Annotated in this window: 27 protein-coding genes; 16 read left to right on the top strand and 11 right to left on the bottom strand. The window is 66.7% G+C overall.

The genetic code is table 11. From position 1 onward, the window contains the following. Positions 1 to 20 precede the first annotated feature (20 nt). Positions 21 to 830 carry an ROK family protein gene (locus tag J3E61_RS22305; protein WP_192720892.1) on the bottom strand — a complete coding sequence of 270 codons (810 nt, stop codon included), beginning with the start codon at positions 828 to 830 and terminating at the stop codon, positions 21 to 23. Positions 831 to 959: 129 nt separating this feature from the next. On the opposite strand from J3E61_RS22305, the gene J3E61_RS22310 reads away from it, so the two are divergent. Continuing rightward, positions 960 to 1,793 carry an inositol monophosphatase gene (locus tag J3E61_RS22310; RefSeq protein WP_210085004.1) on the top strand — a complete coding sequence of 278 codons (834 nt, stop codon included), beginning with the start codon at positions 960 to 962 and terminating at the stop codon, positions 1,791 to 1,793. A gap of 34 nt (positions 1,794 to 1,827) precedes the next feature. On the opposite strand, the gene cei is transcribed toward J3E61_RS22310, so the two are convergent. Further along, the gene (gene cei / locus J3E61_RS22315) at positions 1,828 to 2,484 is read right to left on the bottom strand and encodes an envelope integrity protein Cei (protein WP_192720890.1); all 657 of its coding nucleotides are present in this window, start codon (positions 2,482 to 2,484) and stop codon (positions 1,828 to 1,830) included. A 166-nt stretch (positions 2,485 to 2,650) separates the two neighbouring features. Here cei and J3E61_RS22320 point away from each other — a divergent pair, with 166 nt between their 5' ends. After that, positions 2,651 to 2,953, top strand: coding sequence for a DUF4193 domain-containing protein (locus J3E61_RS22320; RefSeq protein ID WP_024445904.1), 303 nt, complete (start codon positions 2,651 to 2,653; stop codon positions 2,951 to 2,953). A 5-nt stretch (positions 2,954 to 2,958) separates the two neighbouring features. Here J3E61_RS22320 and J3E61_RS22325 read toward each other — a convergent pair whose 3' ends face one another. Beyond that, positions 2,959 to 3,435 (bottom strand): DUF3093 domain-containing protein, encoded by a 477-nt coding sequence (locus tag J3E61_RS22325; RefSeq protein WP_210085005.1) that lies wholly within the window; start codon positions 3,433 to 3,435, stop codon positions 2,959 to 2,961. A gap of 25 nt (positions 3,436 to 3,460) precedes the next feature. Between J3E61_RS22325 and dut the strand changes: the two genes are divergently transcribed. Together dut and J3E61_RS22335 are read left to right on the top strand one after the other, a co-directional pair. Continuing rightward, on the top strand, positions 3,461 to 3,925 hold the full coding sequence (gene dut, locus J3E61_RS22330; RefSeq protein ID WP_210085006.1) for a dUTP diphosphatase: 465 nt from the start codon (positions 3,461 to 3,463) through the stop codon (positions 3,923 to 3,925). 1 nt (position 3,926) lies between these two features. Continuing rightward, positions 3,927 to 4,667: a DUF3710 domain-containing protein gene (locus J3E61_RS22335; RefSeq protein ID WP_210085007.1), complete on the top strand. Its 741-nt coding sequence runs from the start codon at positions 3,927 to 3,929 to the stop codon at positions 4,665 to 4,667. A 58-nt stretch (positions 4,668 to 4,725) separates the two neighbouring features. Here J3E61_RS22335 and J3E61_RS22340 read toward each other — a convergent pair whose 3' ends face one another. After that, positions 4,726 to 5,424 (bottom strand): alpha/beta fold hydrolase, encoded by a 699-nt coding sequence (locus J3E61_RS22340; protein WP_210085008.1) that lies wholly within the window; start codon positions 5,422 to 5,424, stop codon positions 4,726 to 4,728. Positions 5,425 to 5,557: 133 nt separating this feature from the next. On the opposite strand from J3E61_RS22340, the gene J3E61_RS22345 reads away from it, so the two are divergent. Genes J3E61_RS22345 through J3E61_RS22355 form a run of 3 tightly spaced genes read left to right on the top strand, consistent with a single transcriptional unit; the run spans position 5,558 to position 8,038 of the window. Next, the gene (locus J3E61_RS22345; RefSeq protein ID WP_192720885.1) at positions 5,558 to 5,929 is read left to right on the top strand and encodes an OB-fold nucleic acid binding domain-containing protein; all 372 of its coding nucleotides are present in this window, start codon (positions 5,558 to 5,560) and stop codon (positions 5,927 to 5,929) included. 56 nt (positions 5,930 to 5,985) lie between these two features. Beyond that, on the top strand, positions 5,986 to 6,618 hold the full coding sequence (locus J3E61_RS22350) for a DUF3159 domain-containing protein (protein WP_210085660.1): 633 nt from the start codon (positions 5,986 to 5,988) through the stop codon (positions 6,616 to 6,618). Then, positions 6,608 to 8,038 (top strand): MFS transporter, encoded by a 1,431-nt coding sequence (locus J3E61_RS22355; protein WP_210085009.1) that lies wholly within the window; start codon positions 6,608 to 6,610, stop codon positions 8,036 to 8,038. The genes J3E61_RS22350 and J3E61_RS22355 overlap by 11 nt, the downstream gene beginning before the upstream one ends. A gap of 3 nt (positions 8,039 to 8,041) precedes the next feature. On the opposite strand, the gene J3E61_RS22360 is transcribed toward J3E61_RS22355, so the two are convergent. Both J3E61_RS22360 and J3E61_RS22365 read right to left on the bottom strand, forming a co-directional pair. Beyond that, complete coding sequence (locus J3E61_RS22360; RefSeq protein ID WP_192720883.1) at positions 8,042 to 8,707, bottom strand: NAD-binding protein; 666 nt, start codon at positions 8,705 to 8,707, stop codon at positions 8,042 to 8,044. Next, a complete protein-coding gene (locus J3E61_RS22365) occupies positions 8,704 to 9,378 on the bottom strand; it encodes an NAD-binding protein (protein ID WP_192720882.1) in 675 nt (224 codons plus the stop codon). The genes J3E61_RS22360 and J3E61_RS22365 overlap by 4 nt, the downstream gene beginning before the upstream one ends. 97 nt (positions 9,379 to 9,475) lie before the next feature. Here J3E61_RS22365 and J3E61_RS22370 point away from each other — a divergent pair, with 97 nt between their 5' ends. From J3E61_RS22370 to J3E61_RS22390, 5 genes are read left to right on the top strand one after another with little or no spacing between them, the layout of a single operon-like run. Next, entirely contained in the window at positions 9,476 to 11,470 is a 1,995-nt protein-coding gene (locus tag J3E61_RS22370) for an amino acid permease (protein ID WP_192720881.1), read from the top strand. Continuing rightward, positions 11,467 to 12,693, top strand: a complete 1,227-nt coding sequence (locus tag J3E61_RS22375) for a class I SAM-dependent RNA methyltransferase (protein WP_210085010.1) — start codon at positions 11,467 to 11,469, stop codon at positions 12,691 to 12,693. Before J3E61_RS22370 ends, J3E61_RS22375 begins: the two co-directional genes overlap by 4 nt. A gap of 19 nt (positions 12,694 to 12,712) precedes the next feature. Beyond that, on the top strand, positions 12,713 to 14,821 hold the full coding sequence (locus J3E61_RS22380) for a catalase (RefSeq protein WP_210085011.1): 2,109 nt from the start codon (positions 12,713 to 12,715) through the stop codon (positions 14,819 to 14,821). 28 nt (positions 14,822 to 14,849) lie between these two features. Continuing rightward, positions 14,850 to 15,299, top strand: coding sequence for an SRPBCC family protein (locus tag J3E61_RS22385; protein ID WP_210085012.1), 450 nt, complete (start codon positions 14,850 to 14,852; stop codon positions 15,297 to 15,299). A gap of 1 nt (position 15,300) precedes the next feature. Then, positions 15,301 to 15,780 carry an MSMEG_6728 family protein gene (locus tag J3E61_RS22390; RefSeq protein ID WP_210085013.1) on the top strand — a complete coding sequence of 160 codons (480 nt, stop codon included), beginning with the start codon at positions 15,301 to 15,303 and terminating at the stop codon, positions 15,778 to 15,780. A 1-nt stretch (position 15,781) separates the two neighbouring features. Here the strand turns inward: J3E61_RS22390 and J3E61_RS22395 are convergent, their stop codons facing one another. Next, positions 15,782 to 16,069: a DUF4242 domain-containing protein gene (locus J3E61_RS22395; RefSeq protein WP_192720876.1), complete on the bottom strand. Its 288-nt coding sequence runs from the start codon at positions 16,067 to 16,069 to the stop codon at positions 15,782 to 15,784. 158 nt (positions 16,070 to 16,227) lie between these two features. Here J3E61_RS22395 and J3E61_RS22400 point away from each other — a divergent pair, with 158 nt between their 5' ends. Beyond that, on the top strand, positions 16,228 to 18,810 hold the full coding sequence (locus J3E61_RS22400) for an AAA family ATPase (protein WP_210085014.1): 2,583 nt from the start codon (positions 16,228 to 16,230) through the stop codon (positions 18,808 to 18,810). On the opposite strand, the gene J3E61_RS22405 is transcribed toward J3E61_RS22400, so the two are convergent. Continuing rightward, positions 18,807 to 19,283 (bottom strand): Lrp/AsnC family transcriptional regulator, encoded by a 477-nt coding sequence (locus tag J3E61_RS22405; RefSeq protein WP_210085015.1) that lies wholly within the window; start codon positions 19,281 to 19,283, stop codon positions 18,807 to 18,809. The two genes, J3E61_RS22400 and J3E61_RS22405, sit on opposite strands and share 4 nt — an antisense overlap. A gap of 58 nt (positions 19,284 to 19,341) precedes the next feature. Then, positions 19,342 to 19,806, bottom strand: a complete 465-nt coding sequence (locus J3E61_RS22410; RefSeq protein ID WP_210085016.1) for a hypothetical protein — start codon at positions 19,804 to 19,806, stop codon at positions 19,342 to 19,344. 120 nt (positions 19,807 to 19,926) lie between these two features. Here J3E61_RS22410 and nhaA point away from each other — a divergent pair, with 120 nt between their 5' ends. From nhaA to J3E61_RS22425, 3 genes are read left to right on the top strand one after another with little or no spacing between them, the layout of a single operon-like run. Next, the gene (nhaA, locus tag J3E61_RS22415; RefSeq protein ID WP_210085017.1) at positions 19,927 to 21,213 is read left to right on the top strand and encodes a Na+/H+ antiporter NhaA; all 1,287 of its coding nucleotides are present in this window, start codon (positions 19,927 to 19,929) and stop codon (positions 21,211 to 21,213) included. Between the two features lie 28 nt (positions 21,214 to 21,241). Further along, on the top strand, positions 21,242 to 23,155 hold the full coding sequence (locus J3E61_RS22420) for a 1-deoxy-D-xylulose-5-phosphate synthase (RefSeq protein ID WP_210085018.1): 1,914 nt from the start codon (positions 21,242 to 21,244) through the stop codon (positions 23,153 to 23,155). 32 nt (positions 23,156 to 23,187) lie between these two features. After that, complete coding sequence (locus J3E61_RS22425) at positions 23,188 to 24,084, top strand: alpha/beta hydrolase (RefSeq protein ID WP_210085019.1); 897 nt, start codon at positions 23,188 to 23,190, stop codon at positions 24,082 to 24,084. On the opposite strand, the gene J3E61_RS22430 is transcribed toward J3E61_RS22425, so the two are convergent. Together J3E61_RS22430 and J3E61_RS22435 are read right to left on the bottom strand one after the other, a co-directional pair. Further along, positions 24,081 to 25,364: a ribonuclease D gene (locus J3E61_RS22430; RefSeq protein ID WP_210085020.1), complete on the bottom strand. Its 1,284-nt coding sequence runs from the start codon at positions 25,362 to 25,364 to the stop codon at positions 24,081 to 24,083. The genes J3E61_RS22425 and J3E61_RS22430 overlap by 4 nt on opposite strands. A 2-nt stretch (positions 25,365 to 25,366) precedes the next feature. Beyond that, entirely contained in the window at positions 25,367 to 25,948 is a 582-nt protein-coding gene (locus tag J3E61_RS22435) for a DUF3000 family protein (RefSeq protein ID WP_192720868.1), read from the bottom strand. Positions 25,949 to 25,966: the final 18 nt, after the last annotated feature.

The following is a 25,966-nucleotide window of genomic DNA, read 5'->3' on the forward strand; positions in this document are numbered from 1 at the left end:
TTGGCGCGTCGGTGCGCTGGCTACTTGGCAGTAGCGGTGACGTCGACGTCGGCGGCCATCGCCGCACCGACGATGCCTGCGGTGTTCTGCAGCGCCGCGGCCACCACCGGCGTGCGGTTTTTCAACAGCGGAACCCACTTGTCAGCCTTGCGGGAAATTCCGCCGCCGGCGATGAACAGGTCGGGCCAGATTGCGTTCTCAATGGCAATGAGGACGCTGGTCACCTCTTTTGTCCAGCGCTCGTAGCTCCAGCCCTTTTTCTCCTTGATCGAGGACGCCGCGCGGTGCTCGGCTTCTTTACCGCCGACCTCGAGATGGCCGAACTCGGTATTGGGCAGCAGTACGCCGTTGTGGATCACCGCCGAGCCGATGCCGGTGCCGAATGTCAGCAGCACGATGACCCCGGAGTTGTCCCGGCCTGCGCCGAACTTCTCTTCGGCCAGGCCTGCCGCATCGGCGTCGTTGAGCACCGTCACCTGCTGGCCGTCGAGCGCGGTGGCGAACGCCTCGCGGACGTTGACGCCGAGCCAGCGCTTGTCGACGTTGGCCGCGGTGCGCACGATCCCGTCGGTGATCACGCCGGGATAGGTGACGCCGAGCTTTTCGGTCCACCCGAACTCCCTGACGACCGCGGCGACCGTCTTGGCGACCGACTCCGGGGTGGCCGGTTGCGGGGTCTCCAGCTTGAAGCGCTCGCCGATCAGCTGCCCGGTGTCCAGGTCGACGATGCCGCCCTTGACGCCGCTGCCGCCGACGTCGATGCCGAAGCCGCGGCGTTGCGCGCCGCCGTTGGTGCTGGGGTCCGCGGCGGGTGAATCGGTGGCGGTCATGAGGGCTCCTCCAGACGCGGGCAGGTGCGACGCGACCCACACACTAGTAGCTCGGGAAACCTCGCGTGTCCCGTTGCGCGCGGGGCCCAGTCGCCCAACCGATTAACGGGAATGTGTTGCGATGGAACCGTGACGCAAAACGACACCGATCCCGTCCTGTTGCGCTCGATCGCCGAGCAGCTGGCGACGGAGGCCGCCGAGTTCGTCCTCCGGCGGCGCGTCGAGGTTTTCGGCAGTCCCCCGCCGGGCGGCGGCGCCACGGTACGGGCCAAGAGCACGCCAACCGACCCCGTCACCGTCGTCGACACCGAAACCGAGCGGCTGCTGCGCGACCGGCTGGCCGAACTGCGGCCGGGGGAGGCCATCCTCGGCGAGGAGGAAGGCGGCCCGACCGGTCGCGACGGCCTGACCTGGGTGCTCGACCCCATCGACGGCACGGTCAACTTCGTCTACGGGATCGAGAACTACGCGGTGTCCGTGGCTGTGCAGCGCGGCGGTGTGTCGCTGGCCGGAGCCGTCGCCAACGTGCCTGCCGGGCTGCTGTACTCCGCGGCGTTGGGACACGGTGCACACGTGCGGCGCGACGGGGTAGCGACATCACTGCGCTCGAGCGCGGCCGTCGAGCTGTCAATGTCGTTGGTAGGCACCGGGTTTTCCTACTCGCGCGAGGAGCGTGCGCGGCAGGCGGAGATTCTCACCGGGTTACTGCCTGCCGTGCGCGATGTGCGACGGATCGGCTCGGCTGCACTCGATCTGTGCATGGTGGCCGCGGGCGCGCTCGACGCGTACTACGAGGACGGCGTGCACGTCTGGGACTGGGCCGCAGGCGCGCTGATCGCGGCGGAGGCCGGCGCGACGCTGCGATTGCCTGCGGCCGATCGCACGGCAGGACGGATCATGGCCGCTGCGCCGGGCATCGCCGAGGCACTGGCCGACACCTTGCGTCGTTCGGGCGCCTTGTAACGCGAATTCCCGCCGATTCCAGCGCAATTCGACGTCAACAGGTGGCGGTGTGGATCTTCTTCAGCAGCGTGGGATCGGCTGGCTGGGTGGCGTCGGGCCGCAGGCTCGCCAGCACTGCGTCGATGTCGTCGCTGTGGGTCAACTCCGAAAACTCGGTGCCGATCGCCAGGTCGACGGTGTCGTCACCGCGCTGGTCCTGGAACAGCTCCGTGCAGGGCGCCACGAGCCACACCGCCGCTGCGGCGGCGCGCCCGGACGGACCGAAGCGGATCTGGCCGATGCACTGCAGCCGAGTGTTGGTGTACACGGGGTCATTGCCTGCCGCTGGTTCGGCGAATCCCAGGTCACGCAGCTCGCCGGCCACCTCGGCGGCTTGGCCACCCTGGCCGCTGGCGTTGAGCACGCGAATCTTGGAGTCGGAGAGCTTGGCGGGCGTCACGTCGGTCATGTCCGCGCGGGTCACCTGTTCGCCCAGCTTCGGCGCCGGGGCGGACGGGTCAGCCGGGGGCGGAGGCGGGTTGCAGATGGTCGCCTCATGGACATCGGGCGGTCTGCTCAGCGCCATCACCCACACCAGCAGCGTCACCACCGCGAGTGCGACGAACAGCAAGATGCCAGGCAGGTAATTACGCCGGCGAAAGGGCCGACCGCGCTTGTCGAACGCGGTACCGTCTGTGATTTGCGCGACCACGCCTGCACTCTAAGGCCAAAGACAAGCGGCCCTTCCTGCGGTCGGATCTACACTGTGACGTAAATCACACTGTAACGGGTGTCAGAACGGGCACGAATCGTTTGGGGAATGCGTTCGACGCTGGTACAAAGCTCTGCTGCAAGGTTTGACGGAGGGGACGAGGAAGATGGCTACCGATTACGACGCCCCGAGGCGCACTGAAACCGACGACGTTTCCGAGGATTCGCTGGAGGAACTGAAGGCGCGGCGTAACGAGGCCCAGTCTGCGGTCGTAGATGTCGACGAGTCCGAGTCCGCTGAGTCTTTTGAGCTGCCCGGCGCCGATCTATCCGGCGAGGAACTGTCTGTGCGGGTGATCCCGAAGCAGGCCGACGAGTTCACGTGCTCGAGCTGCTTTCTGGTGCATCACCGCAGCCGACTGGCCAGCGAGAAGAACGGCGTGATGATCTGCACCGACTGCGCGGCCTGAGCGGCTCAGGCGCGCAGCGCGGCGAGCACCCGGTCAGGATGGCGGCAGCTCACCAGCCAGTACGGCGTCGGATCATCGGGATCGTCGAGGATCAGCAGAACCATGGGACCTACCCATGCCCGGTGTACGACGAAGGCGGCCGGGTCGAGCTGGCGCCCGAGCGCTGCCGACTTCGCTGTTTTCGGCACTTCGGCCGAGCGTTCGATCACGGTGACCGGCAGATGTGCCGCGCCGACCCACAACTCGGTGCCGCCCGTCCCGCCGACAACGCTCACCTCGGTCTTGCCGAACCACAGCAGCACGACGGCGGCGACCGGCAACAGCACCGCAAACGGCACCCAGGCCGGCAGCGCGGGCACGCCCATGTTGACTTCGAACGCGATCAGGCCGGCAAGCCCAAGTCCCGGCAGCCACCACCACCAAGGCACAGCCAACCGTTCGCGGTAGCGAACGGTTTGCGACGTGGCGCGCGTGTCGGACACGCGGCCAAGAGTAATCTCTGACGTCGTGTCCACTTCTCTGGCGGTCGTGCGCCTGGATCGTGAATTGCCGATGCCCAGCCGTGCTCATGACGGCGACGCGGGCGTCGACCTGTTCAGCGCGCTCGACGTCGAGCTGGCGCCCGGTCAGCGGGCGCTGGTACCGACCGGCATCGCCGTCGCCATCCCGCACGGCATGGTCGGGCTCGTGCATCCGCGTTCGGGTTTGGCTGCGCGCGTGGGCCTTTCGATCGTCAACAGCCCCGGCACGATCGACGCCGGTTACCGTGGTGAGATCAAGGTGTCATTGATCAACCTGGACCCGGAGACGCCGATCGTCGTGAACCGGGGAGACAGGATCGCCCAACTGCTTGTGCAACGGGTCGAGCTGCCAGAGTTGGTCGAGGTGACGTCTTTCGACGAGGCCGGCTTGGCCGACACAACCCGTGGCGACGGTGGCCACGGTTCCTCCGGCGGACATGCGAGTTTGTGAGATGGCATTCGGAAAGCACAGCGATCCCGACGACGACCTGACGGGCGACCCGGTCGACGAAGAACTCGACGGCCCGTTCGACGTCGACGACTTCGACGACCCGTCGACAGCGGCACTTGGCAGGCTGGATCTGGGTTCGGTCCTGATCCCGATGCCCGAGGCCGGTCAGGTACAGGTTGAGCTCACCGAGGTGGGTGTGCCCAGCGCCGTGTGGGTGGTGACGCCCAACGGCCGGTTCACCATCGCGGCCTACGCCGCGCCCAAGACGGCGGGGCTGTGGCGGGAAGTCGCCACCGAGCTGGCGGACTCGCTGCGCAAGGACGTGCCCGAGGTCCGCATCGAGGACGGCCCGTGGGGTCGCGAGGTGGTCGGCGTATCGAAGCCCGAACCGGACCAACCGGCAGGCGTCGTGCGGTTCATCGGTGTCGACGGCTACCGCTGGATGATCCGGTGCGTGGTCAACGGCCCGCAGGACAAGATTGCGGCGCTGACTGACGAGGCGCGAAATGCCCTGGCGGACACCGTCGTTCGGCGCGGAGACACCCCGTTGCCGGTTCGCACTCCACTGCAGGTGCAGCTGCCGGAACCGATGGCAGCGCAACTGCGCGCGGCCGCCGAACAGGCCGCGCAGCAGCAGCTGCAACAGGCCCAGCAGGCTGCGCAGCAGCCCCCGCAGCCCGCAGCGCGCCGCAGCGAGCTCGGGACGGCCATGCAGCAGCTGCGCACGATCACCGGCGGCTAGCGATTTCGGCGCGGTAATCCACGCTCAGCGACGGTAAACGCGCCGAAATCGCAAGGGCTCAAGCGTCGAGCAGTGCGGCCAGGCACGCGGCGCCGAGCACCGACGGATTCGCGCCCATTTCGTCCAACGTGACGGTGCGCAGTGCCGCGCGCGGTGCGGCCGCGACCCATTCGATGCCGACCTCGACCGGATGTATCGGGTCGTCGGTGGCCGATGCCACACCCATCGGCGCGGTCAACCCCTCCAACTCGCCGCACGTCGGTGCGACGAACCGGGCCGCCTCCTCCATCGCGTCTGGCAGCGCGGGCCATTGCCCGACCCAGGACCGGGTCAGCTCGTCGGCCAGCCACGCCGGGCTGCCCGCCCGCATCTGCGCAGTGGCCGACGCCAGCCCGTCGCGCCGCAGCATCTCTGCCGAGTGTCGCGCGGCCAGCGCCGCAGGCGCGGTATCCGGGTCGCCCGTCCAGGCGGGCAGGGCCGCCAACACGGCGACCGCGTGACGCGGATGAGCCAGCGCCCATGCCGCGGCCACCGCGGCGCCGATGGATACCCCGCCGACAGCGATCGGGCCGCCACGCGAGGCGTTGTCGAGCTCGTCGCGGTAGCCGTCGATGAGCCGTTCCGGCCGCGGCGAAGGCGCCATGACGACGGCGCCGACATCGTGCAGAGCGTCGGAAAACGCCCGGTAGACGTAGTCGTCGTCGGATCCTGTGCCGGGCAGCAGAACCGTCGTGACGCCCCGCAGATTGACCGCCATCAGATGATCGTGCCCTGTTCATCGAGTCGTCGGCGTGGCGACCCGGCCCCGCGTGGCATATCGGAACCAAGAGGTCTACCGTGGCGTTGGATTGGGTAGATCCATGGTGGATCTGCAAAAGTCAGGAGAGGCCATGGCTACGGCCGAAGGGTATCTGCGCCGGCTCACCCGCCGGCTGACGGAGGACCCGGAGCAACTCGACGTAGAAGAGCTCAGCGACGAGGCCGCCAGTACCGGCGCCCAAAAGGCGATCGACTGTCACCGCGGCCAAGAAGTCACGATGGTCGGCACACTGCGCAGCGTTGAATGCAACGGCAAGGGCTGCTCCGGCGGTGTCAAGGCCGAACTGTTCGACGGCACCGACTCGGTGATGCTCGTCTGGCTCGGTCAGCGCCGCATCCCCGGTATCGAGTCCGGCCGCACATTGCGGGTGCACGGCCGGATCGGCAAGCTCGACAACGGCGGCAAGGCGATGTACAACCCGCACTACGAGATTCAGAAGTGACCGACCCCGGACCTGAACCGGGGAAGCAGCACAAAGCGAACGCCGTCCTCGAACAGATGGGCGGCATCAGCGGCCTGATCTACTCGTCGCTGCCCGTCGTCGTATTCGTTCCCGTATCAACCGCATTCGGGCTACTGCCCGCCATCTGCGCGGCCCTGGGAGTGGCGGCGCTGATCCTGATCTGGCGGCTCATCCGACGCGAGTCCGCTCAGCCGGCGATCTCCGGCTTCATCGGCGTCGGCATCAGCGCCGCGATCGCCTACATGGTGGGCGAGTCGAAGGGCTACTTTCTGCTCGGCATCTGGATGTCGTTGTTCTGGGCAATCGTTTTCGGGGTCTCGATCCTGATTCGGCGCCCGGCCGTCGGCTACATCTGGGGCTGGGTCAACTCGCACGACCGCGACTGGCGCGGGCTGCGCAAAGCGGTGGTGGCGTTCGACCTCGCGACGGTTGTGTGGGTGCTGGTGTTCGCCTCGCGATTCGTGGTGCAGCAGCACCTGTATGACGCCAACCAGACGGGCTGGTTGGGCATCGCGCGCATCGCGATGGGCTGGCCGCTGACCGCGGTGGCCGCGCTCGTGACGTATCTGGCCATCAGGACCGCCCAGCGGGCGCTGCACGCGCATCACGCGGAAACCGCGAAGACCGCCGAGGAACACGGGGACGTCGCCCAACCCGATGCCCACTGACACGGGTGCCGACCGGCCGCTGATCGCGGTCGCGGTGCTGGCCTCGTTCGTCGCGTTTCTCGACGGTTCGGTCGTCAACCTCGCCCTGCCCGCGATCGGCAGGGAGTTCGGTGGCGGCCTTGCGTTGCAGCAGTGGGTCCTCGACGGCTATCTGCTCACCCTCGGGGCGCTGATCCTGGTCGCAGGCGCGATATCCGACCAGTTCGGCCGACTGGCCGTATTGCGAATGGGCGTCGCGATATTCGGCGTCGCCTCGGTGATGTGTGCAATCGCACCAAGCGGCTGGATCCTCGTCGCCGCGCGATGCGTGCAGGGCGTCGGCGCCGCGTTTCTGGTGCCCAGTTCGCTCGCGATGATCAACGCGCGGTTCTCGGGCGCCGCGCAGGCCCGCGCCATCGGCACATGGACCGCGTGGACGGGCACCGCGTTCGTGGTCGGCCCGCTGCTCGGAGGGCTGCTGGTCGACGCGGTCGGCTGGCGGTGGATCTTCGGCGTCAACATCGTGCCGCTGGTGGCCACGCTCTACCTGGCGGCGAAACTGCCGACCGACAAGGGCGACCGGTCGGCGCGCATCGACGTGGTCGGCGCGACGCTCAACGCGGTCGGGCTGACCGGCGCGGTGTACGCGCTCATCGAAGGACAACGGCTTGGGTTCTCGAATCCGCCTGTGCTCGCTGGTCTGGTGATCGGGTTGGTATGCCTTGCCGCATTCCCGTGGTGGGAGAGCCGTACCCCGCATCCGATGATGCCGCTGCATATCTTCGCCGCCCGCAACTTCGCGGTGGGCAACCTGGCCACGGTGTTCCTCTATGCAGCGGTGTCGCTCGGGATCTTGATCGTTGCGCTGTTCCTGCAAGAGGCCGCGGGGTTGTCGGCAACCGAGGCGGGGTTGGCGACGCTGCCGGTGCCGGTGCTGTCGTTCTTGTTGGCCCGCCGGTTCGGCACGCTGGCGGGCGTGCACGGGCCGCGGCTGTTCATGGCGGTCGGCCCGCTGATCGCTGCGGGCGGATTCCTCTGGATGGCGACAGCGCACGAACCGTTCAACTTCGTCACGCAGTTGCTGCCAGGCGTGGTGGTGTTCGGGCTGGGCCTGACGATCACGGTGTCGCCGCTGACCGCAGCGATCCTGGCCGCCGTCGATCCCGCGCAAAGTGGGATCGGCTCGGCGATCAACAACGCCGTGTCCCGAATCGCAGGCCTGATCGCGGTTGCGTTAACGGGCGTAATTATCGGTGGCACAGTCGATTTCGACGGTTTTCGGCAGGGCGCGCTGGTGACGGCCGCGCTGTTCGTGATTGCCGGGCTGATTTCTGCGCTCGGTATCCGCAACGCGCAATGCGACCTCAGCCGCGTCACCCCTGCCGCCGCGGCCCGCTGCCACGACCGCCCGACCCCGCCGCCGGCCTACTCGTCGCGCTGAGGCTCAGCGCGACTGCGGATGCAGCAGCAGTTCCTGCAGCGCGTCCTCGACCTCTGTGGTGGCCACGAACAACAGTTCGTCGCCACCCTCGAGTGGTTCGTCGGCCTCGGGCACGATCACTCGTGGTCCGCGCAGGATCGTCACGAGCGCGGCGTCGCGCGGCAGCTCCAGCCGTTTGACGGGCTTGCCGCCCCACGGCGTGTCGTCGGGCAGCGTGATCTCGACGAGGTTGGCGTGGCCCTTGCGGAACTCGATCAGCCGCACCAGGTCACCGACGGCTACGGCCTCCTCGACGAGTGACGCCAGCATGCGCGGCGTGGACACCGCGACGTCCACGCCCCAGCTGTCGTCGAACAACCACTCGTTGCGGGGGTCGTTGACGCGGGCCACCACCCGCGGCACCGCGAACTCGGTCTTGGCGAGCAGGCTGACCACCACGTTGACCTTGTCGTCGCCGGTTGCGGCGATCACGACGTCGAACTCCTCGAGCTTGACCGACTCCAGCAGGCTCAGCTCGCACGCGTCGCCAAGGCGCCAGTGCGCGGCCGGGATCGCATCGACGTCGATGTGGTCGGGGTTGCGCTCCAACAGGGTGACCTCGTGGGTCTCGACGAGCTCACGGGCAATCGACCGGCCGACCGCGCCGGCCCCGGCAATAGCGACCTTCACGACCCCTCCACGTCCTCGCTGGGCGGCAGCGCCGCAATCGCCAAGGCTTCGGCGATGTGCCCGGCGATCGCGGCCATGTACACCTGGTCGCCCGCCTGGATGACGGTCTTGGGGTCGGGCAGCAGGCCCGCACCGAACCGGATCATGAACGCCACGCGCGCGCCGGTGGCCGTCTCGAGGGCGGTGACGCGATGACCGACCCAGTCCTCGTGCAGCGCCAGCTCGGTCACGCCGACGTTGCCCGTCGGATCGCGCCACTTGGTGGTCTCGGTTTCCCGGGTCAGCAGGTTGAGCAGCCGGTCGGTCGTCCACGGCACGGTGGCCACCGTCGGGATCCCGAGGCGTTCATAGACTGCGGCGCGCTTGGCGTCGTAGATGCGGGCCACGACACGCTCGACGCCGAAGTTCTCGCGCGCCACTCGCGCCGAGATGATGTTGGAGTTGTCGCCCGACGAGACGGCGGCGAAGGCGCCGGCCTCTTCGATGCCCGCCCGCAGCAGGACGTCGCGGTCGAATCCCATGCCGAGCACCCGCTCGCCGGGGAACTCGGGGGAGAGGCGATGAAATGCTGTGCTGTCGCGATCGATGACCGCCACGTCGTGGCCGATCCGGGCCAGGCTGTCCGACAGTGAAGCGCCCACCCGGCCGCATCCCATGACCACTACACGCACCTGACGGTCCTTTCCGGCATGTCTGTGGCGAACCCGCGCACACGGAACGCTACCGCTTTCCGACGGGCAACGGCCGTCGGGCTTACTCTTGGCACTCGTGTCCAAGCTTTCGACCGCTGCGCGCCGGTTGGTTCTCGGAAGGCCGTTTCGCAGCGACAAGCTCGCCCACACGCTTCTACCCAAGCGCGTCGCGCTGCCGGTGTTCGCGTCCGACGCGCTGTCGTCGGTGGCTTACGCGCCCGAGGAAATCTTCCTGGTGCTCTCGGTTGCCGGCCTGACCGCCTACTCGATGGCACCGTGGATCGGGCTGGCCGTTGCCGCGGTCATGCTCGTCGTGATCGCCAGTTACCGGCAGAACGTGCACGCGTACCCGTCCGGCGGCGGCGACTACGAAGTCGTCACCACCAATCTCGGCCCGACCGCGGGCTTGACGGTGGCCAGCGCGCTGCTGGTGGACTATGTGCTCACGGTTGCGGTGTCGATGGCTTCTGCGATGGCCAACATCGGCTCGGCTGTGCCGTTCATCAACCATCACAAGGTGTTGTTCGCGGTCATCGCGATCCTGGTGCTGGCATCGCTGAACCTGCGTGGCATCCGGGAGTCCGGCACCGCGTTCGCGGTGCCCACCTACGCGTTCATGATCGGCATGTACATCATGTTGGCCTGGGGGCTGTTCCAGATCTACGTGCTCGGCAACCCGCTGCGGGCCGAATCCGCCTCGTTCTCGGTGCAATCCGAACACGGCGACGTGCTCGGATTCGCGATGGTGTTTCTGGTGGCGCGCGCATTCTCGTCCGGTTGCGCGGCGCTGACCGGCGTCGAGGCGATCAGCAACGGGGTGCCTGCATTCCAGAAACCCAAGTCCCGCAACGCCGCGACCACTCTGCTGCTGCTTGGCGTCATCGCGGTGTCCCTGTTCATGGGCATCATCCTGTTGGCCAAAGCGACTGGTGCCAAGGTTGCCGAGACCACGGAACAGCTCGTCGGCGCACCCCCCGGGTATCACCAGAAGACGCTGATCGCGCAGTTGGCCGACGCCGTGTTCCACGACTTCCCGGTCGGGCTGTACCTGATCGCCGGTGTGACCGCGCTGATCCTGATCCTCGCCGCCAACACGGCTTTCAACGGATTCCCGGTGTTGGGATCGATTCTGGCGCAGGACAGTTACCTGCCGCGGCAGCTGCACACCCGGGGCGACCGGCTGGCATTCTCGAACGGCATCCTGTTTCTCGCGTTCGCGGCGATCGCATTCGTGGTCGCGTTCCGCGCCGAGGTGACCGCGCTGATCCAGCTCTACATCGTCGGCGTGTTCGTGTCGTTCACGCTCAGCCAGATCGGCATGGTCCGGCACTGGACGCGGCTGCTGCGCACCGAAACCGACTCCGCCGTACGCGCCCACATGATGCGGTCCCGGGTGATCAATACAATCGGTTTCCTGTGCACCGGCACGGTGTTGGTCATCGTGGTGGTGACGAAGTTCGTCGCGGGCGCGTGGATTGCGATCCTGGCGATGGGCGCGCTGTTCATCATCATGAAATCCATTCACCGGCACTACAACACCGTCGCCCACGAGCTCGAGCAGCAAGCCGAGGAACAGGGTGATGACATGGTGTTGCCCAGCCGCAACCACGCCGTCGTGCTGGTGTCCAAACTGCACATGCCCACAAAGCGGGCGCTGGCCTACGCCCGCGCGACCCGGCCCGATGTCCTCGAGGCGATCACTGTCAGCGTCGACGACGGCGAGACGCGCGAGCTGGTGCATCGGTGGGAGGACAGCGATATCAGCGTGCCGCTCAAGGTGATTGCTTCGCCGTATCGGGAAATAACCCGCCCCGTGCTCGATTACGTCAAGCGGATCAGCAGGGAGTCGCCGCGCACCGTCGTCACGGTGTTCATCCCCGAGTATGTGGTGGGGCATTGGTGGGAACAGGTGTTGCACAACCAGAGTGCGCTTCGATTGAAGGGCAGGCTGCTGTTCGAGCCGAACGTGATGGTGACTTCGGTTCCGTGGCAACTGAGTTCGTCTGAGCGGATCAAGACGCTGCAGCCGCATGCGGCTCCTGGCGATGCGCGCAGGGGCTTTTTGGATTGAGCGAACAGGTCGAAGAGGCACCGTCCTGGCCCGAGGAACTGACGCTGACCGCAGGGCCTCCCGCCAACGGCGGTAGTTGCGTGGCGCGCCACGAGGGTCGGGTCGTGTTCGTGCGCTACGCGCTGCCGGGTGAAACGGTGAAGGTCCGTGTGGTAGGCGACCACGGATCCTATTGGCACGCCGACGTTGTCGAGGTGATCGAGCCGTCACCCGATCGTGTCGACTCGCTGTGCCCGATCGCGGGTGTGGACGGCGCGGGTTGCTGCGATCTGGCGTTCGCGCAACCCGAGGCGACGCGCAGGCTGAAGGGTGCGGTCGTCGCCAACCAGCTGGCCCGGCTGGGCGGCTACCAGTGGCTCGATGAGGACTCCGCCGTCGCCGAGCCGGTCGGTGATGGCGAAGCGACGGGATGGCGGACGCGGGTGCGGCTGGACACCACGGCGGAGGGAACGGCGGGCTTCCATCGCTACCACAGCTCGGAGCTGGTCACCGAGCTCGACTGCGCGCAGCTTCCGGCAGGCATGCTCGACGGCCTGAACGACTGGAGGTGGCCGCCTGGCGCGCAACTGCACGTCGTTGTCGACGATGACGGTGAGCGCCACATCGTGCAGTCGGGGCCGCGGACCGGGCGCAAGACCACGACGCTGGTGGCCGAGGGCCGGTACGAGGCCGTGCAGCGCGTGGGTGAGCGGGTCTGGCGGGTGCCGGTAACGGCGTTCTGGCAGTCGCACCGTGACGCCGCAGCCGTCTACAGCGAGCTGGTGGCGGGCTGGGCGCAGCTCGACCCCGGCATGACGGCGTGGGATTTGTATGGCGGCGCAGGGGTTTTCGCGGCTGTGTTGGCGCAGGGAGTCGGGGAGCGGGGCAAAGTCGTCACGGTGGACACCTCGCGGGGTGCATCGCGGTCGGCGCGGGCCGCGATGGCCGACCTCGGTTGGGTGTCCGTGGTGACGGACTCTGTGCGCCGTGCGTTGTCGACGCAGACCGAGCGCGCCGACGTCGCGGTGCTCGACCCGCCGCGGTCCGGGGCCGGCCGCGAGGTGATCGACATGCTGGCTGCTGCCGAGGTGCCGCGGGTGATTCACATCGGTTGTGAGGCCGCGTCCTTTGCCCGCGATATCGGGCTCTATCTGGGCGCTGGGTACTCCGTGGAGGACCTGCGGGTGTTCGATTCGTTCCCGCTGACGCATCACGTCGAATGCGTCGCGGTTCTCACGCGCTGATGTTGGGTACCCGCCCGCCATGGTTGACAACGGGCAAAACGCAAAGCAAGACCAACTCGACGCTTCGCGCGTCAGCCGGGAGACCGGCTACCTGACCACCCAGCAGGGTGTCCGGGTCGACCACACCGACGACTCGCTGACGGTCGGCGAACGAGGACCCACGCTGCTCGAGGACTTTCACGCTCGCGAGAAGATGACCCATTTCGACCACGAGCGCATTCCCGAACGCGTAGTGCACGCCCGCGGCGCGGGCGCCTACGGGTACTTCGAGCCCTACGACGATTCGCTGGCCGAATACACGGCGGCGAAGTTCCTGACCACCCCCGGCACCCAGACGCCCGTGTTCGTGAGGTTCTCGACGGTCGCGGGATCGCGCGGGTCAGCCGACACGGTTCGCGATGTGCGTGGCTTTGCGACGAAGTTCTACACCGAGCAAGGCAATTACGACCTCGTGGGAAACAACTTCCCGGTGTTCTTCATTCAGGACGGCATCAAGTTCCCCGACTTCGTGCACGCCGTCAAACCGGAGCCGCACAACGAGATTCCGCAGGCGCAGTCGGCACACGACACACTGTGGGACTTCGTCTCGCTGCAGCCTGAGACGCTGCACACGATCATGTGGCTGATGTCAGACCGCGCGCTGCCGCGCAGCTACCGAATGATGGAGGGCTTCGGCGTACATACCTTCCGGCTCGTCAACGCCAAGGGCGAAGGCACGTTCGTGAAGTTCCATTGGAAGCCGAAACTCGGCGTGCATTCGCTGGTTTGGGACGAATGCCAGAAGGTCGCGGGTAAAGACCCCGACTTCAACCGGCGGGATCTGTGGGAGGCGATCGAGGCGGGTGACTTCCCGGAGTGGGAACTCGGCGTGCAACTGATCCCGGAGAGCGACGAGTTCAACTTCGATTTCGATCTGCTGGACGCCACGAAACTCGTTCCAGAAGAACAGGTTCCGGTTCGGCCGGTGGGCAAGATGGTACTCAACCGCAATCCAACCAACTTCTTCGCCGAGACGGAGCAGGTCGCATTCCACACTGCCAATGTGGTGCCCGGTATCGACTTCACCAATGACCCGCTGCTGCAGTTCCGCAATTTCTCCTACCTGGACACTCAGCTGATCCGGCTCGGCGGTCCGAACTTCGCGCAACTGCCGGTCAACCGGCCGCTGGCCGACGTCCGCACCAACCAGCAGGACGGCTACGGTCAGCACGCAGTGCCGCAGGGCAGAACCAGTTACTTCCCCAATACCCTGGGCGGCGGCTGCCCGGCACTGGCCGACGAGGGTGTGTTCCGGCACTACACCGAGAAGGTCGACGGCCACAAGATCCGCCAGCGTGCCAAGAGCTTTGCCGATCATTACAGCCAAGCCCGGATGTTCTGGAAGAGCATGTCGCCGGTCGAGGCCACACACATCGTCGAGGCGTACGCGTTCGAATTGGGCAAGGTCGAAACACGCGAGATCCGTGCCAGGGTCGTCGATCAGCTCAATCTCGTCGACCACGAGCTGGCGACCAGGGTCGCCGGAAAGCTGGGGCTGCCCGAACCCGCCGAGGAGCCGGTCGAGGACAAGATGCCTGCCTCACCGGCGCTGTCACAGCTGAACACCGCGACCGACAGCATCGCCACCCGCAAGATCGCGGTGCTGGCCGCCGACGGTGTCGACGTGAAAGGCGTGGAGCGATTCAAGAACGCGATGTCGGAATACGGTGCGATCGTCGAGGTGCTTGCCCCGGTTGCTGGTGGCACGTTGTCCGGTGGGTCGGGCGGCGAAATCGCTGTCGATCGGGCGATCACCACGATGGCGTCCGTGCTCTATGACGCGGTGGTGGTGCCGTGCGGGCCCGACTCGGTGGAAACGCTGTCGAAGGACGGCTACGCAATGCATTTCATCACCGAGGCGTACAAACACCTCAAGGCCGTCGGGGCCTTCGGTTCCGGCGTCGACCTGGTGCGAAAACTCGGCCTGCCCGAACAGCTCGCCGACGACACCGACATCGTCGTGTCGAACGGTTTGGTGTCGACTGCCGCAGCCGCCGACGACCTCACCGATGAGTTCGCCGAGGCCTTCGCCTCGGCGCTGGCTAAACACCGAGCATGGGAACGCGAGACGGATCCAGTGCCTGCCTAACGGCGACGAACTGTGGTAGCGGTTGGGTATGGCGCGGGTAGACGTGGCCGTCGAGACAGTCATTCATCGACGGCGTCCGGAAGTGGCCGCCTACGCCGCTGACCCTGACAACGCGCCGGCGTGGTACGTCAACATCAAAGGTGTCCAGTGGAAGACACCGCGTTCGTTGGAGCTGGGTTCGCAGTTCGAATTCACCGCCGCATTCCTCGGCCGCACGCTGACGTACACCTACGAGGTGGTGGAGTTCGAGCCTGACAGGCGCTTCGTCATGCGGACCGCCGAAGGGCCGTTTCCGATGGAGACGACGTACGAGTGGTCCGACGTCACAACCGATTCCACGCGGATGACGCTACGCAATCGCGGTGAGCCGTCCGGCTTCTCGGCGATCGTGGCTCCGATGATGGCAAGCGCGATGAAGCGCGCGAACACCAAAGACCTCAAGCTGCTCAAAGAAATTCTCGAGTCGGACAGGGCATAGCGTGCAGACGTTCCTGCCTTACGCCGACTTCGGCGCAACCGCGTGCGTGCTCGACAAGCGACGGCTAGGCAAGCAGCGGGTCGAGACCATTCAGGTGTTGCGTGCGCTCACCGTCGCAGGCTATGGATGGCGCCATCACCCCGCCGCGAAGATGTGGGCGGGGTACGAAGAGGCGCTGGTCCGTTACGGGCTCGATATCTGCGCGGTGTGGTGCGACCTCGGTAACGCCGACACGTGCAGCGGCACCCTTGTCGCCGATCTGACGCAAGGCACCGGCCTTTCGTCGCCGCGGGTGCAGCAGGATCTGGCAGCCGCCGGTGAACTGCCGCCGTGGTTGGGCGATCCGGCCTTCCACCGCAGTCACCAGTCGGCCCTGGTTCGCAAGGACCCCGCGCACTATCGGCCGATCTTCAATGACGTACCCGACGATCTGCCATACGTGTGGCCGGTTTCTGACCGGCCACGCCGCATGGATCCGTAGGTCAGTGTGTTGCGACCTGTTCGGCCGTGTGCGGTCCGAACTCGTTGGCGACGACGGTGACGGCGTTGGCGGGAAAGCCGCCGCGACGGGCATGCTCTCGGATGGCGTCGTCGTCTTCGGCTTCGTGAATGCAATAGATCTTGTCGCCTGCGACGTAGCTGGTGATCCACCGATACGGCACCCCAAGGGACGCGACGACGTCGTTGGACTTCGCGGCGATCTCGGCCAGCTGGGCTTCGCTCAGCTCGGACGCTCCGGGGATCTCCCGCTCGATGACATAGCGCTTCATGACTTCTCCTGACTGTTGATCGGCTCGCGGTGGGCACCGCGGTCGGGGTCTACGTTCGGCCGATCCGGTCACATCGGCATGGGGAGAAGTTCCCTATCTTTGCCAGTCCGACTATTTCGCCTGCTCAGCGACCTCTGCGTTCACTATCATCGGCAGCTGTGAAGCTCACAGAGCGTGATCATGAGCTCGCCGAACTCCAGGCCCGCGGCGACGAAGCGCGCACCGGTCGCGGCCGTATGGTGATGCTCTGCGGTGAGTCGGGGGCGGGCAAGACGTCGCTTGTGGAGACATTCGTCGAGCGGTGGGTTCGCGACGAACGTGTGCTGTGGGGCGTCTGCGATCCGCTGCCAACACCGCGGCCACTCGGTCCGATTCACGACCTCGCGCACCGCCTGGCACCCGCCACCAGGGCCGCGCTCGAGCAGGGCGACCAGCCCTATGACATCTTCGCCGCCGTGAACGACGACTTGCGAACTGCGCCATCGGTTTTCGTGCTCGACGATCTGCACTGGGCCGACCAGGGAACGATCGACCTGCTGCGGTTTGTGCTCAGACGGATCTCGCAGACGCGGTCGCTGGTGATCGGGATGCTGCGCGACGACGAGATCGGGGCGAGCCATCCCATGCGCGCGCTGCTCGGCGACGTCGCCCGCTCCGCACGAGCCGACTCGCTGGCCATGCCTGCGCTCAGTGTGCACGCCGTCCAGGGCCTCGTCGGCGAGCGGCCTGTCGATCCGGTGTGGCTGCATCAGATCACCGGCGGCAATGCGTTCTTTGTCTGCGAGATGCTGGACCATCACGGCGACGACCTGCCGACGACGGTGCGCGACGCGGTGCTGGAGCGCACCGCCGGCCTCGACTCGGCAGCGTGGGATCTGCTCAATCTGCTGACGTGCTCGCCGGGCTCGATTCCCGACTACCTGCTGGCGGATCTGGGCGTCACGGTGCCCGCTTCGCGCGCACTAGCCGACGCGGGGCTGATCCGGCGCAGTTCCCGCGGCGTGGCTTTCCGCCACGACCTGTGCCGCCTGGCGATCCGCAGCGTCATCCCGCCGGGTGCAGAACCGCGTCTGCATCGACGGCTGCTCGACGCATATGAGGCGACAGCACATGCTGATTCGGCGGTGTTGACGCATCATGCGCTGGGCGCCAGGGACGTCGAGCGGATCCGACGATGTGCCAGCGATGCGGGCATCGCCGCCGCGCGTTCGGGCGCGCACACCCAGGCATGTGAGTTCTTCACCACCGCGCTCGAGCACGGTGGCCCACTGGACAAGGCGAAAGAAGCCGAGCTGCTCGAACTGCTCGCCTGGGAGTACTACCTCATCGACCGGTTGGCCGACGCAATCACCGCCTGCCAGCGGGCAATGCAGATTCGACAAGAGTTGGGGGAGTCGGCCGCGGTCAGTGCAAACCATCACTCGCTGGCCGTCTACCAGTGGTACAACGCGCACCGCGATCTCTCAGAAAGCCATGCGGCCCAAGCCATGACGGTGCTCGACGAGAAAACTGAGGATACCGACCAACTGGTGCAACTCGGCCATGCGTTCGCGATGCAGGCCTATCTGGCGGTGCAAGCGTCCGATCTCGACCGCGCGAACACATTGATCGCCCGTGCCCGCGAGATCGCCGAGAGGACCGGCAATTCCGACTTGATGATCCGGGTTCGGTTGATCGAAAACTACGGCGTTGTGCTCAAGGGTGACGGCTCCGGTCGCGACGAGATTCTCGCGATTCTCGAATCGGGCCCCACGCACATCGACGAGTTGTATTCCGGCGGATGGAGCAACATCACCTACTTCGATGTCGAGCAGCGCAGGCTGGACGTCGCGGCCGAACTGCTCGATGTCAGCATTCCGCTGATGCACGAACACGATCTGCCGATCTGCCGGGTGTGGCAGATGGGTTCGCGTGCGCGACTGCAATTGATGGTCGGTGAATGGGATGACGCGGTCGCCGAGGCGGACCGCCTCCTGGACGGGCCGAGCGCTCCGCTGGCGCGCACCTGGCCGCATCTCATCCGCGCGCTGGTGCAATTGCGTAAAGGCGGAACGGTCAGCGCTTCACTCGACGAGGCGTGGCGGCTTGCATGCCGGTTCGGTGAACCGTTTCGGATGTTGCCCGTTGCGGCGGCGGTCGTCGAATTCACCTGGCTGACAGGCGAACCCGACGATCGGATGGCCGAATGCCGTGAGATGCTGACCGAAGGACCCGTCACCGGCCTCGAGTGGTCGCGTGGCGAGTTGGCGGTGTGGCTTCGGCGAGTGGGTGAAAACATCGACGTCGTAGGGGTGGCCGAGCCATACCGGGTGTTGCTCGACGGGGCGTACGAGGCCGCAGCCGAGGACTTCCACCGTCGTTCGATGCCGTACGACGCTGCGCTCGCGCTGGTGGATTCCGGTGATCCCGCACTGGCCGCGCGGGCATTGGACATTCTGGACCGGCTCGGCGCCGACGCGGTGGCAGGCAAGGTTCGCCGCGAGCTGCGGGCGCAGGGAATGCCTGCGGTGCCGGCCCGTCGCCGCGCGGCGACGCTGGCGAACCCTGCCGGATTGACTACCCGCCAGACCGAGGTGCTCCGGTTGCTCGACGAGGGGATGACGAACGCGGAACTGGCTGAGCGGCTGTATTTGTCGGTCAAGACCGTCGATCACCACGTCTCGGCGATATTGACCAAGCTCGACGTCGCCAAGCGTCGCGACGCCGTTCGCAGGGCCCGTGAATTGGGCCTGCTGACCTAGCGCGTGCCCCAGTTGTATTGCTGCTTGAGCGTTTTCAGATAGACCAGCGTTTCGGCAAGATAGACACCCGGTAGCGAGCGGATGCGAGTGTTGAGGATGTCGAGCAGTTGCGAATCGTCCTCACATATCACCTCGACCACGATGTCGAACCTGCCTGCGGTCAGGACGACGTAGTCGATCTCTTCGATCTTGGTGAGCTTTTCGGCGACGAGCAGGCTGTCGCCGGAACAGCTGATCCCGATCATCGCCTCGCGGCCGAAGCCGAGTTCGGTGGGGTCAGTGACGGCGACGATCTGCATGACGCCGGTGCTGACCAGGCGTTGCACGCGCTGGCGCACCGCCCCCTCGGAGATTCCGACCTCCTCGGCGATGGCCGAGTAGGGCCGCCGGCCGTCTCGCTGCAGCGCGTAGATGATCGCCTTCGAGGTCTGATCCAGCGGTGGCTTCTGCGCCGCAACGCCAATGTCAGCCATTGCTCGATTGTGCACCGTAGCCACCGCTGTACGCGGTTATTCGAATTTGCCCGTGTCGCTAGGCACTGTCGAAGTGCCGCTGCAGGCGCCGGTGCCGGTGGCCGAACAGGGCGCGCAGTCCCGCGGCGACGATCGGCGTGGCGGGGCGCAAGGGCGCCCGAAGCTCGAAGGTGATGCGGTCGCGCACAACGGTTTTCGTGTCGCCGTCGGGTGTAACCGTGCGTTGATGCCGCCATCTGCTCATGCTCATCATTGTCGATTGCTCGTCGAAACCGTGCCCGCGCTCCAGTTCTGCAATGGTCAGCAGGTCATAGTCGAACGGCAGCACACCGAACAGCCGTAACCAGCATCGTCCGATCGGGACGCCGACCGGCACGTTGTCGACGGTCAGGGCTTCGGCGCCGCGCGGCATCGACATGGTCATCCACGGCCGCAGTTCGTCATTGATGCCTTCCGGCGTGACCACGCGGGCCCACACCTGCTCGGCGGGAGCATCGACAACGCACCGTCGTTCGATGATCATGGCGCCTGACCGTATCTCGCGAAATCGCGACGCGGGGCGCTACCTTTTGCTGCTACCTTGGCCCGAGGTGTGCCGGGAAGGCTGGTCGGCAGTCCAACGAGGCTGACTGGAGGGCACACGATGAGCAACCGCCCGGCAAAGACTCGCTTGCTGACGCGCGGGTCGTGGTCGGAGGCCAAACGGTTCGCCGAGATTCTGCGCGAGGAAACCGTCGGCGGTGTGCTGCTGTTGATCGCCGCGGGAGTGGCTGTGGGATGGGCGAATTCACCGTGGTCGCACCTCTACGACAGGATGTCCGATTTCGCGGTCGGCCCGGAATCGCTGCACTTGCGCCTGTCGGTGTCGGCGTGGGCCGCCGACGGCCTGTTGGCGATCTTCTTTTTCGTCGTCGGCCTCGAGCTCAAGCGCGAGTTCGTCGCCGGTGATCTGCGCGACCCGCGCCGGGCCGCGCTGCCGATCCTGGCTGCGGTCGGCGGCATGCTGGTGCCCGCGTCGATCTTCGTCGCGATCAACGTCGCAGGCGGCCACCAGGAGAACCTGGTGGGCTGGGCCGTGCCGACGGCCACCGACATCGCGTTCGCCTTGGCGGTGCTGGCGGTTCTGTCTACCCATCTGCCGAGCGCGCTGCGGACATTCCTACTCACCCTGGCGGTGGTCGACGACCTGCTCGCGATCATCGTCATCGCCTTCTTCTACACCGACCACCTGTCGGCGGCCCCGCTGGCGCTGGCCCTGATCCCGGGCGGACTGTTCGCGTTGGCCGTTCAGCGCGGGTACGGGCGCTGGTGGCTGCTGGTGCCCCTGGCCCTCGCGACGTGGGCGCTGGTACACGCCAGCGGCGTGCACGCCACCGTCGCGGGAGTGGTGCTGGGCTTCACTGTGCCGGTCATCGGCAAGCATGCATCGGCCGAGACCTTCGAGCACCTCATGCGGCCGCTGTCCGCGGGGCTCGCGGTGCCCGTGTTCGCCTTCTTCGCGGCCGGGGTGACGGTCGGCGGTCTGTCTGGTTTCACCGCTGCGGTTGTGCATCCCGTCACACTCGGTGTCATCGCCGGCTTGGTCGTCGGCAAACCTCTCGGCGTGTCAGGCACGGCGTTCTTGTTGGCCAAATTCACCGGCGCGCGCCTCGACGACGACCTCGCCTGGCGCGACGTGCTCGGCGTGTCGTTGCTGGCCGGCATCGGGTTCACCGTTTCGTTATTGATCGGTGAACTGGCGTTCGGACAGGGCACGGCGACAGGCGACGACGTCAAGATCGGTGTGCTGGTCGGGTCCGTTATCGCAGGTGTACTGGCTTCGCTTGTGTTGTTGAGCCGCAACGCCGCCTACCGGCGAATCCATGAATTCGAAACTACGGACGCGGACCACGATGGTGTGCCCGACATCTACCAGTCTCGACAGGACTGAGGTCCAGGCGCGTGGCTACACTGGCCTAATGCTTGAACAGATCCGCGGTCCCGCCGATCTGCAGCACCTTTCTCAGTCGCAGCTCAGCGATCTGGCACAGGAAATCCGCGAATTCCTGATCCACAAGGTCGCTGCGACTGGCGGCCATCTCGGCCCCAACCTCGGTGTGGTGGAGCTCACGCTCGCCCTGCATCGGGTGTTCGACTCGCCGCACGATCCGATCATCTTCGACACCGGCCACCAGTCCTACGTGCACAAGATGATCACCGGCCGCAGCCATGACTTCGACACGCTTCGCAAGAAGGGCGGGCTCTCGGGCTATCCGTCGCGCAGCGAGAGCGAGCACGACTGGGTGGAGTCCAGCCACGCGAGCGCGGCGCTGTCGTACGCCGACGGCCTTGCCAAGGCGTTCGAGCTGTCCGGGCATCGCAACCGACACGTGGTCGCAGTCGTCGGTGACGGCGCGCTGACCGGCGGCATGTGCTGGGAGGCGCTGAACAACATCGCCGCGGCGCGCAGGCCGGTTGTGATCGTCGTCAACGACAACGGCCGCAGCTACGCACCGACCATCGGCGGGTTCGCCGAACACATGGCCGGACTGCGGCTCCAGCCCGGCTACGAGAAGGTCCTCGACGAAGGCAAGCGGGCCCTTCGTGGCGTGCCGCTGGTCGGCGAGCTCTGCTACCAGTGCCTGCACAGCGTGAAGGCGGGCATCAAGGACGCGCTGTCGCCGCAGGTGATGTTCACCGATCTCGGCCTGAAATACGTCGGCCCGATCGATGGTCACGATGAGCATGCGGTGGAGACCGCGTTGCGTCAGGCGCGCGGCTTCAATGCGCCGGTGATCGTGCATGTCGTGACCCGCAAGGGCATGGGCTACCCGCCCGCCGAGAACGACGAGGCCGACCAGATGCACTCGTGCGGTGTGATCGACCCCGAGACCGGCCTCGCGACGTCGGTGCCCGGGCCGGGTTGGACGTCGGCGTTCTCCGACGCACTGATCGGCTATGCCGCACGGCGACGCGACGTCGTGGCGATCACCGCGGCGATGCCCGGCCCGACGGGTCTGAGCAGCTTCCGGCAGCGTTTCCCCGACCGGTTCTTCGACGTCGGCATCGCCGAGCAGCACGCGATGACCTCGGCGGCCGGGCTCGCGATGGGCGGCATGCATCCGGTGGTGGCCATCTACTCGACGTTCCTGAACCGGGCGTTCGACCAGGTCATGATGGACGTCGCGCTGCACAAGCTGCCGGTGACCATGGTGCTGGACCGGTCCGGTGTCACCGGCCCCGACGGCGCAAGCCACAACGGAATGTGGGACCTGTCGATGCTGGGCATCGTGCCGGGCATGCGGGTAGCCGCACCGCGTGACGGAACCCGGCTGCGGGAGGAACTCGGCGAGGCGCTCGACGTCAACGACGGCCCGACCGCCATTCGGTTCCCCAAAGGCGATGTGGGCGAAGACATTCCGGCGCTCAAGCGGCGCGATGGCGTCGACGTGCTCGCGGCACCCGCGGACGGTTTCTCAGACGACGTGCTGCTGGTGGCCATCGGCCCGTTCGCGTCGATGGCGCTGGCGGTCGCCGAACTGCTGCGCAATCAGGGCATCGGCGTGACGGTCGTCGACCCCCGCTGGGTGCTGCCTGTGCCCGAGGCCATCGGCGACCTGGCCCGAGCACACAAGCTGGTGGTGACGGTCGAGGACAACGGCGTCGCGGGCGGCGTCGGCTCGGCAGTATCGGCGGCGCTGCGGCACGCCGAGATCGACGTGCCGTGCCGCGACGTCGGGTTGCCGCAGGAGTTCTTCGCGCAGGCCTCGCGCGGTGAGGTGCTGGCCGGGGTAGGCCTGACCGACCGCAACATCGCCCGCCAGATCACCGGCTGGGTGGCCGCGCTCGGCGCGACGGCGACTGAGCCAGCGGTCAGCGAACGCCTCGACTAGTCGTCGGCTCGCAGATCACCGACTTCGCCGATATGGATGCCGAACTGGAGCGCTGGAAATCCGGCGGCCAGTATTTCGACTACCTCGGGTTCGACGTCTTCTACCGCATGCAGGGCAGCGGACCGTATCTGCTGCTGATTCACGGCTATCCGTTCAACTCGTGGGACTGGTCGCTGATCTGGGACAGGCTGACCGAGCGGTTCACGGTCGTGGCGCCCGACATGCTCGGTATGGGATTCTCGGATAAGCCGTCGGCCTACCAGTACTCGGTTCACGACCACGCCGACATGCATGAGGCGTTGCTGGCGCACTTCGGTGTCGACTCGGCGCACATCCTGGCCCACGACATCGGCGACTCGGTGGGCCAAGAGCTGCTGGCGCGACACGAGTTCGGCCAACATGGCTACGGGGCGCTACGGATCGAGTCGATCACCTGGCTCAACGGCGGCCTGTTCAACGAGACCTACACGCCGCGGCTGATGCAGAAGGTGCTATCGCGAACACCGTTGGGGGACTTGCTGAGTCCGCTGCAGGGTAGTCCGCTGTCAAAGCGCATCATCGAACCGACGATCAACGAGATGTTCGGACCCGACACCAAGCCATCGCGACGAATGCTCGACCTGTTTCACCAAATCCTCGAGTACAACGACGGCAAGCGGGTGACGCACAAGGTCGGCCGGTTCGTCACCGACCGGTACGCCCATCGCAATCGATGGGTGCGCGCGATGCGCGAGACGGCCGTCCCGATGCGGTTGATCGACGGCCCCATCGACCCGAACTCGGGCAGGCACATGGCGCAGCGCTACCTCGAAGTCATCCCCAACCCCGACGTGGTGATGCTCGACGACAACATCGGGCACTGGCCGCAGATCGAGGCGCCCGACGCGGTGCTGGAGCACTTCCTGGCCCACATCGACCGGCTCACCTAGTCCGCAACGCTCTTCTGCGTCTGCTCGCCGTCAGAACTGAGTGCCTCGGCCAACACGGGCACCGCGAGCTCACGCTGCCACGGCCGCGCACCTGCATCGCGCAGAAAGTCGTCGACGGCGGCGGTGGTATCGGAGACGGGCTGCCAGTCCCAGCACAACCGCCGCACCAATTCGGGAGAGACCAGGTTTTCCGACGGTACCGAAACCCGTTGTGACACTTCGGTCAACGCGGCGCGCGCCGCCTCCAGCCGTACCGCCGCCTCCGGCTTGCGCCGAGACCACCGCGAGGCCGGCGGCGGCCCATTGGACGGCTCCTGCGCGTCCGGTGGGTCCACGGTTCGGGCGCGGGCGAGCGCATCGAGCCACACCTGCGCACTGCGCCGCTGCCGGTTGCCGCCGAACACCGGTAACTCCGTCAGCTTCTCGATGGTGTCCGGGTTGACGGTCGCGGCGTTGATGATCGCGGAGTCGGGCAGGATCCGCCCCGGCGCGATGTCGCGGCGGCGGGCGATGTGATCACGCGTCTGCCACAGCTCGCGCACCGCCGCCAACGCCCGCGGGTTGCGCACCTTGTGAATGCCGGACGTGCGCCGCCAGCGATCTCGTCGCGTCGGATTGGCTTCGAATGTCCGCACGAACTCGAATTCCTGTGCTGCCCAGTCGGTTTTGCCCTGCTCAGCCAGCACGTCGGCGATCGCGTCGCGCAACTCGAGCAGCACCTCGACGTCCAGCGCGGCGTAGTTCAGCCAGTCGTCCGGCAGCGGGCGCTTGGACCAATCGGCGGCGCCGTGGCCCTTCATCAGTTGGAGTCCGAGCAACCGTTGCACCATCGCCGCCAGGTTCACCCGGTCATAGCCTGCCAGCCTGCCCGCCAACTCGGTGTCATACAGCTTCGGCGGGGTGATGCCGACCTCGGCCAGACACGGTAGATCCTGATCGGCGGCGTGCAACACCCACTCGTCGGTGGCCAGCACCTCGGCGACCGGCGCCAGCGTCTCGATCGGGTCGTGGCCGTGGTTCACCGGGTCGATCAGCACCGTGCCGGCACCGGCGCGGCGGATCTGCAGCAGATAAGCGCGATTGGAATATCTGAAACCCGACGCCCGCTCGGCATCGACCGCGAATGGCCCGTGGCCGGAAGCCAAAGAGTCTGCAGCCCTTGCGATTTCGCTTCGGCTGACCGACAGCGGCGGAACCCCGTCGCGGGGCGCCAACAGCGGGGTGGCTTCCGGCTCGACCGTCTCGGCGGTCGCGGAGTCATCCGCCAAGGAATCCGCCATCGTCAGGCGCGCGTGCGGGAGCTCAGGTCGGTGACCCCCGCGGGAGGTAGCCCCGCCGCATGCTCGAGCACCTCGCAGAATGCCTGCACATGCGGGCCGAGTTCCAGCGTCGTCGCCGTCCACGAAGCCCGCAGCTCAAGTTGATGCGCGCGCGGCGGCCCGGAGATGTCGCCGTATCGCACCGACGTGGTGGCGGTGACCGTGCCGCCCAGCGCCGTGACATGCTCGGCGCGCGACTGCAGCGCCTCGACAAGCCAGCTCCACGCGACGTCCGGAAGCAACTGATCGAGGGCCTCGCTCGGGTCGAGGTCGGCCTGGATGTAGGCGACCAGCCGCATCGTGCCGTCCCACGCTTCGGCGCCTTCGGGGTCGTGCAGCAGGATCAGCCGGCCGAAAGCGTCGCCTTCTGACCGCTCGGGAACGATGGCCGTCTCGGGGTGCCGGACCTCTGCGCCCAGCGCATAGCTGTATGGCGCCAGCCGCTGCGGCGGCCGGATCGGGCCGAGCTCGATTTCCGGCCGTACGGTGGTGGCATTCATCGCCGCCACCGCTTCGCGGAACTGAGCCGGTTCGGCGGTGGTCATGCCGTTTGACGCTAGACC

Origin of the sequence: Mycobacterium sp. OAE908 (assembly GCF_017872775.1) — a bacterium.
Classification (GTDB): Bacteria; Actinomycetota; Actinomycetes; order Mycobacteriales; family Mycobacteriaceae; genus Mycobacterium.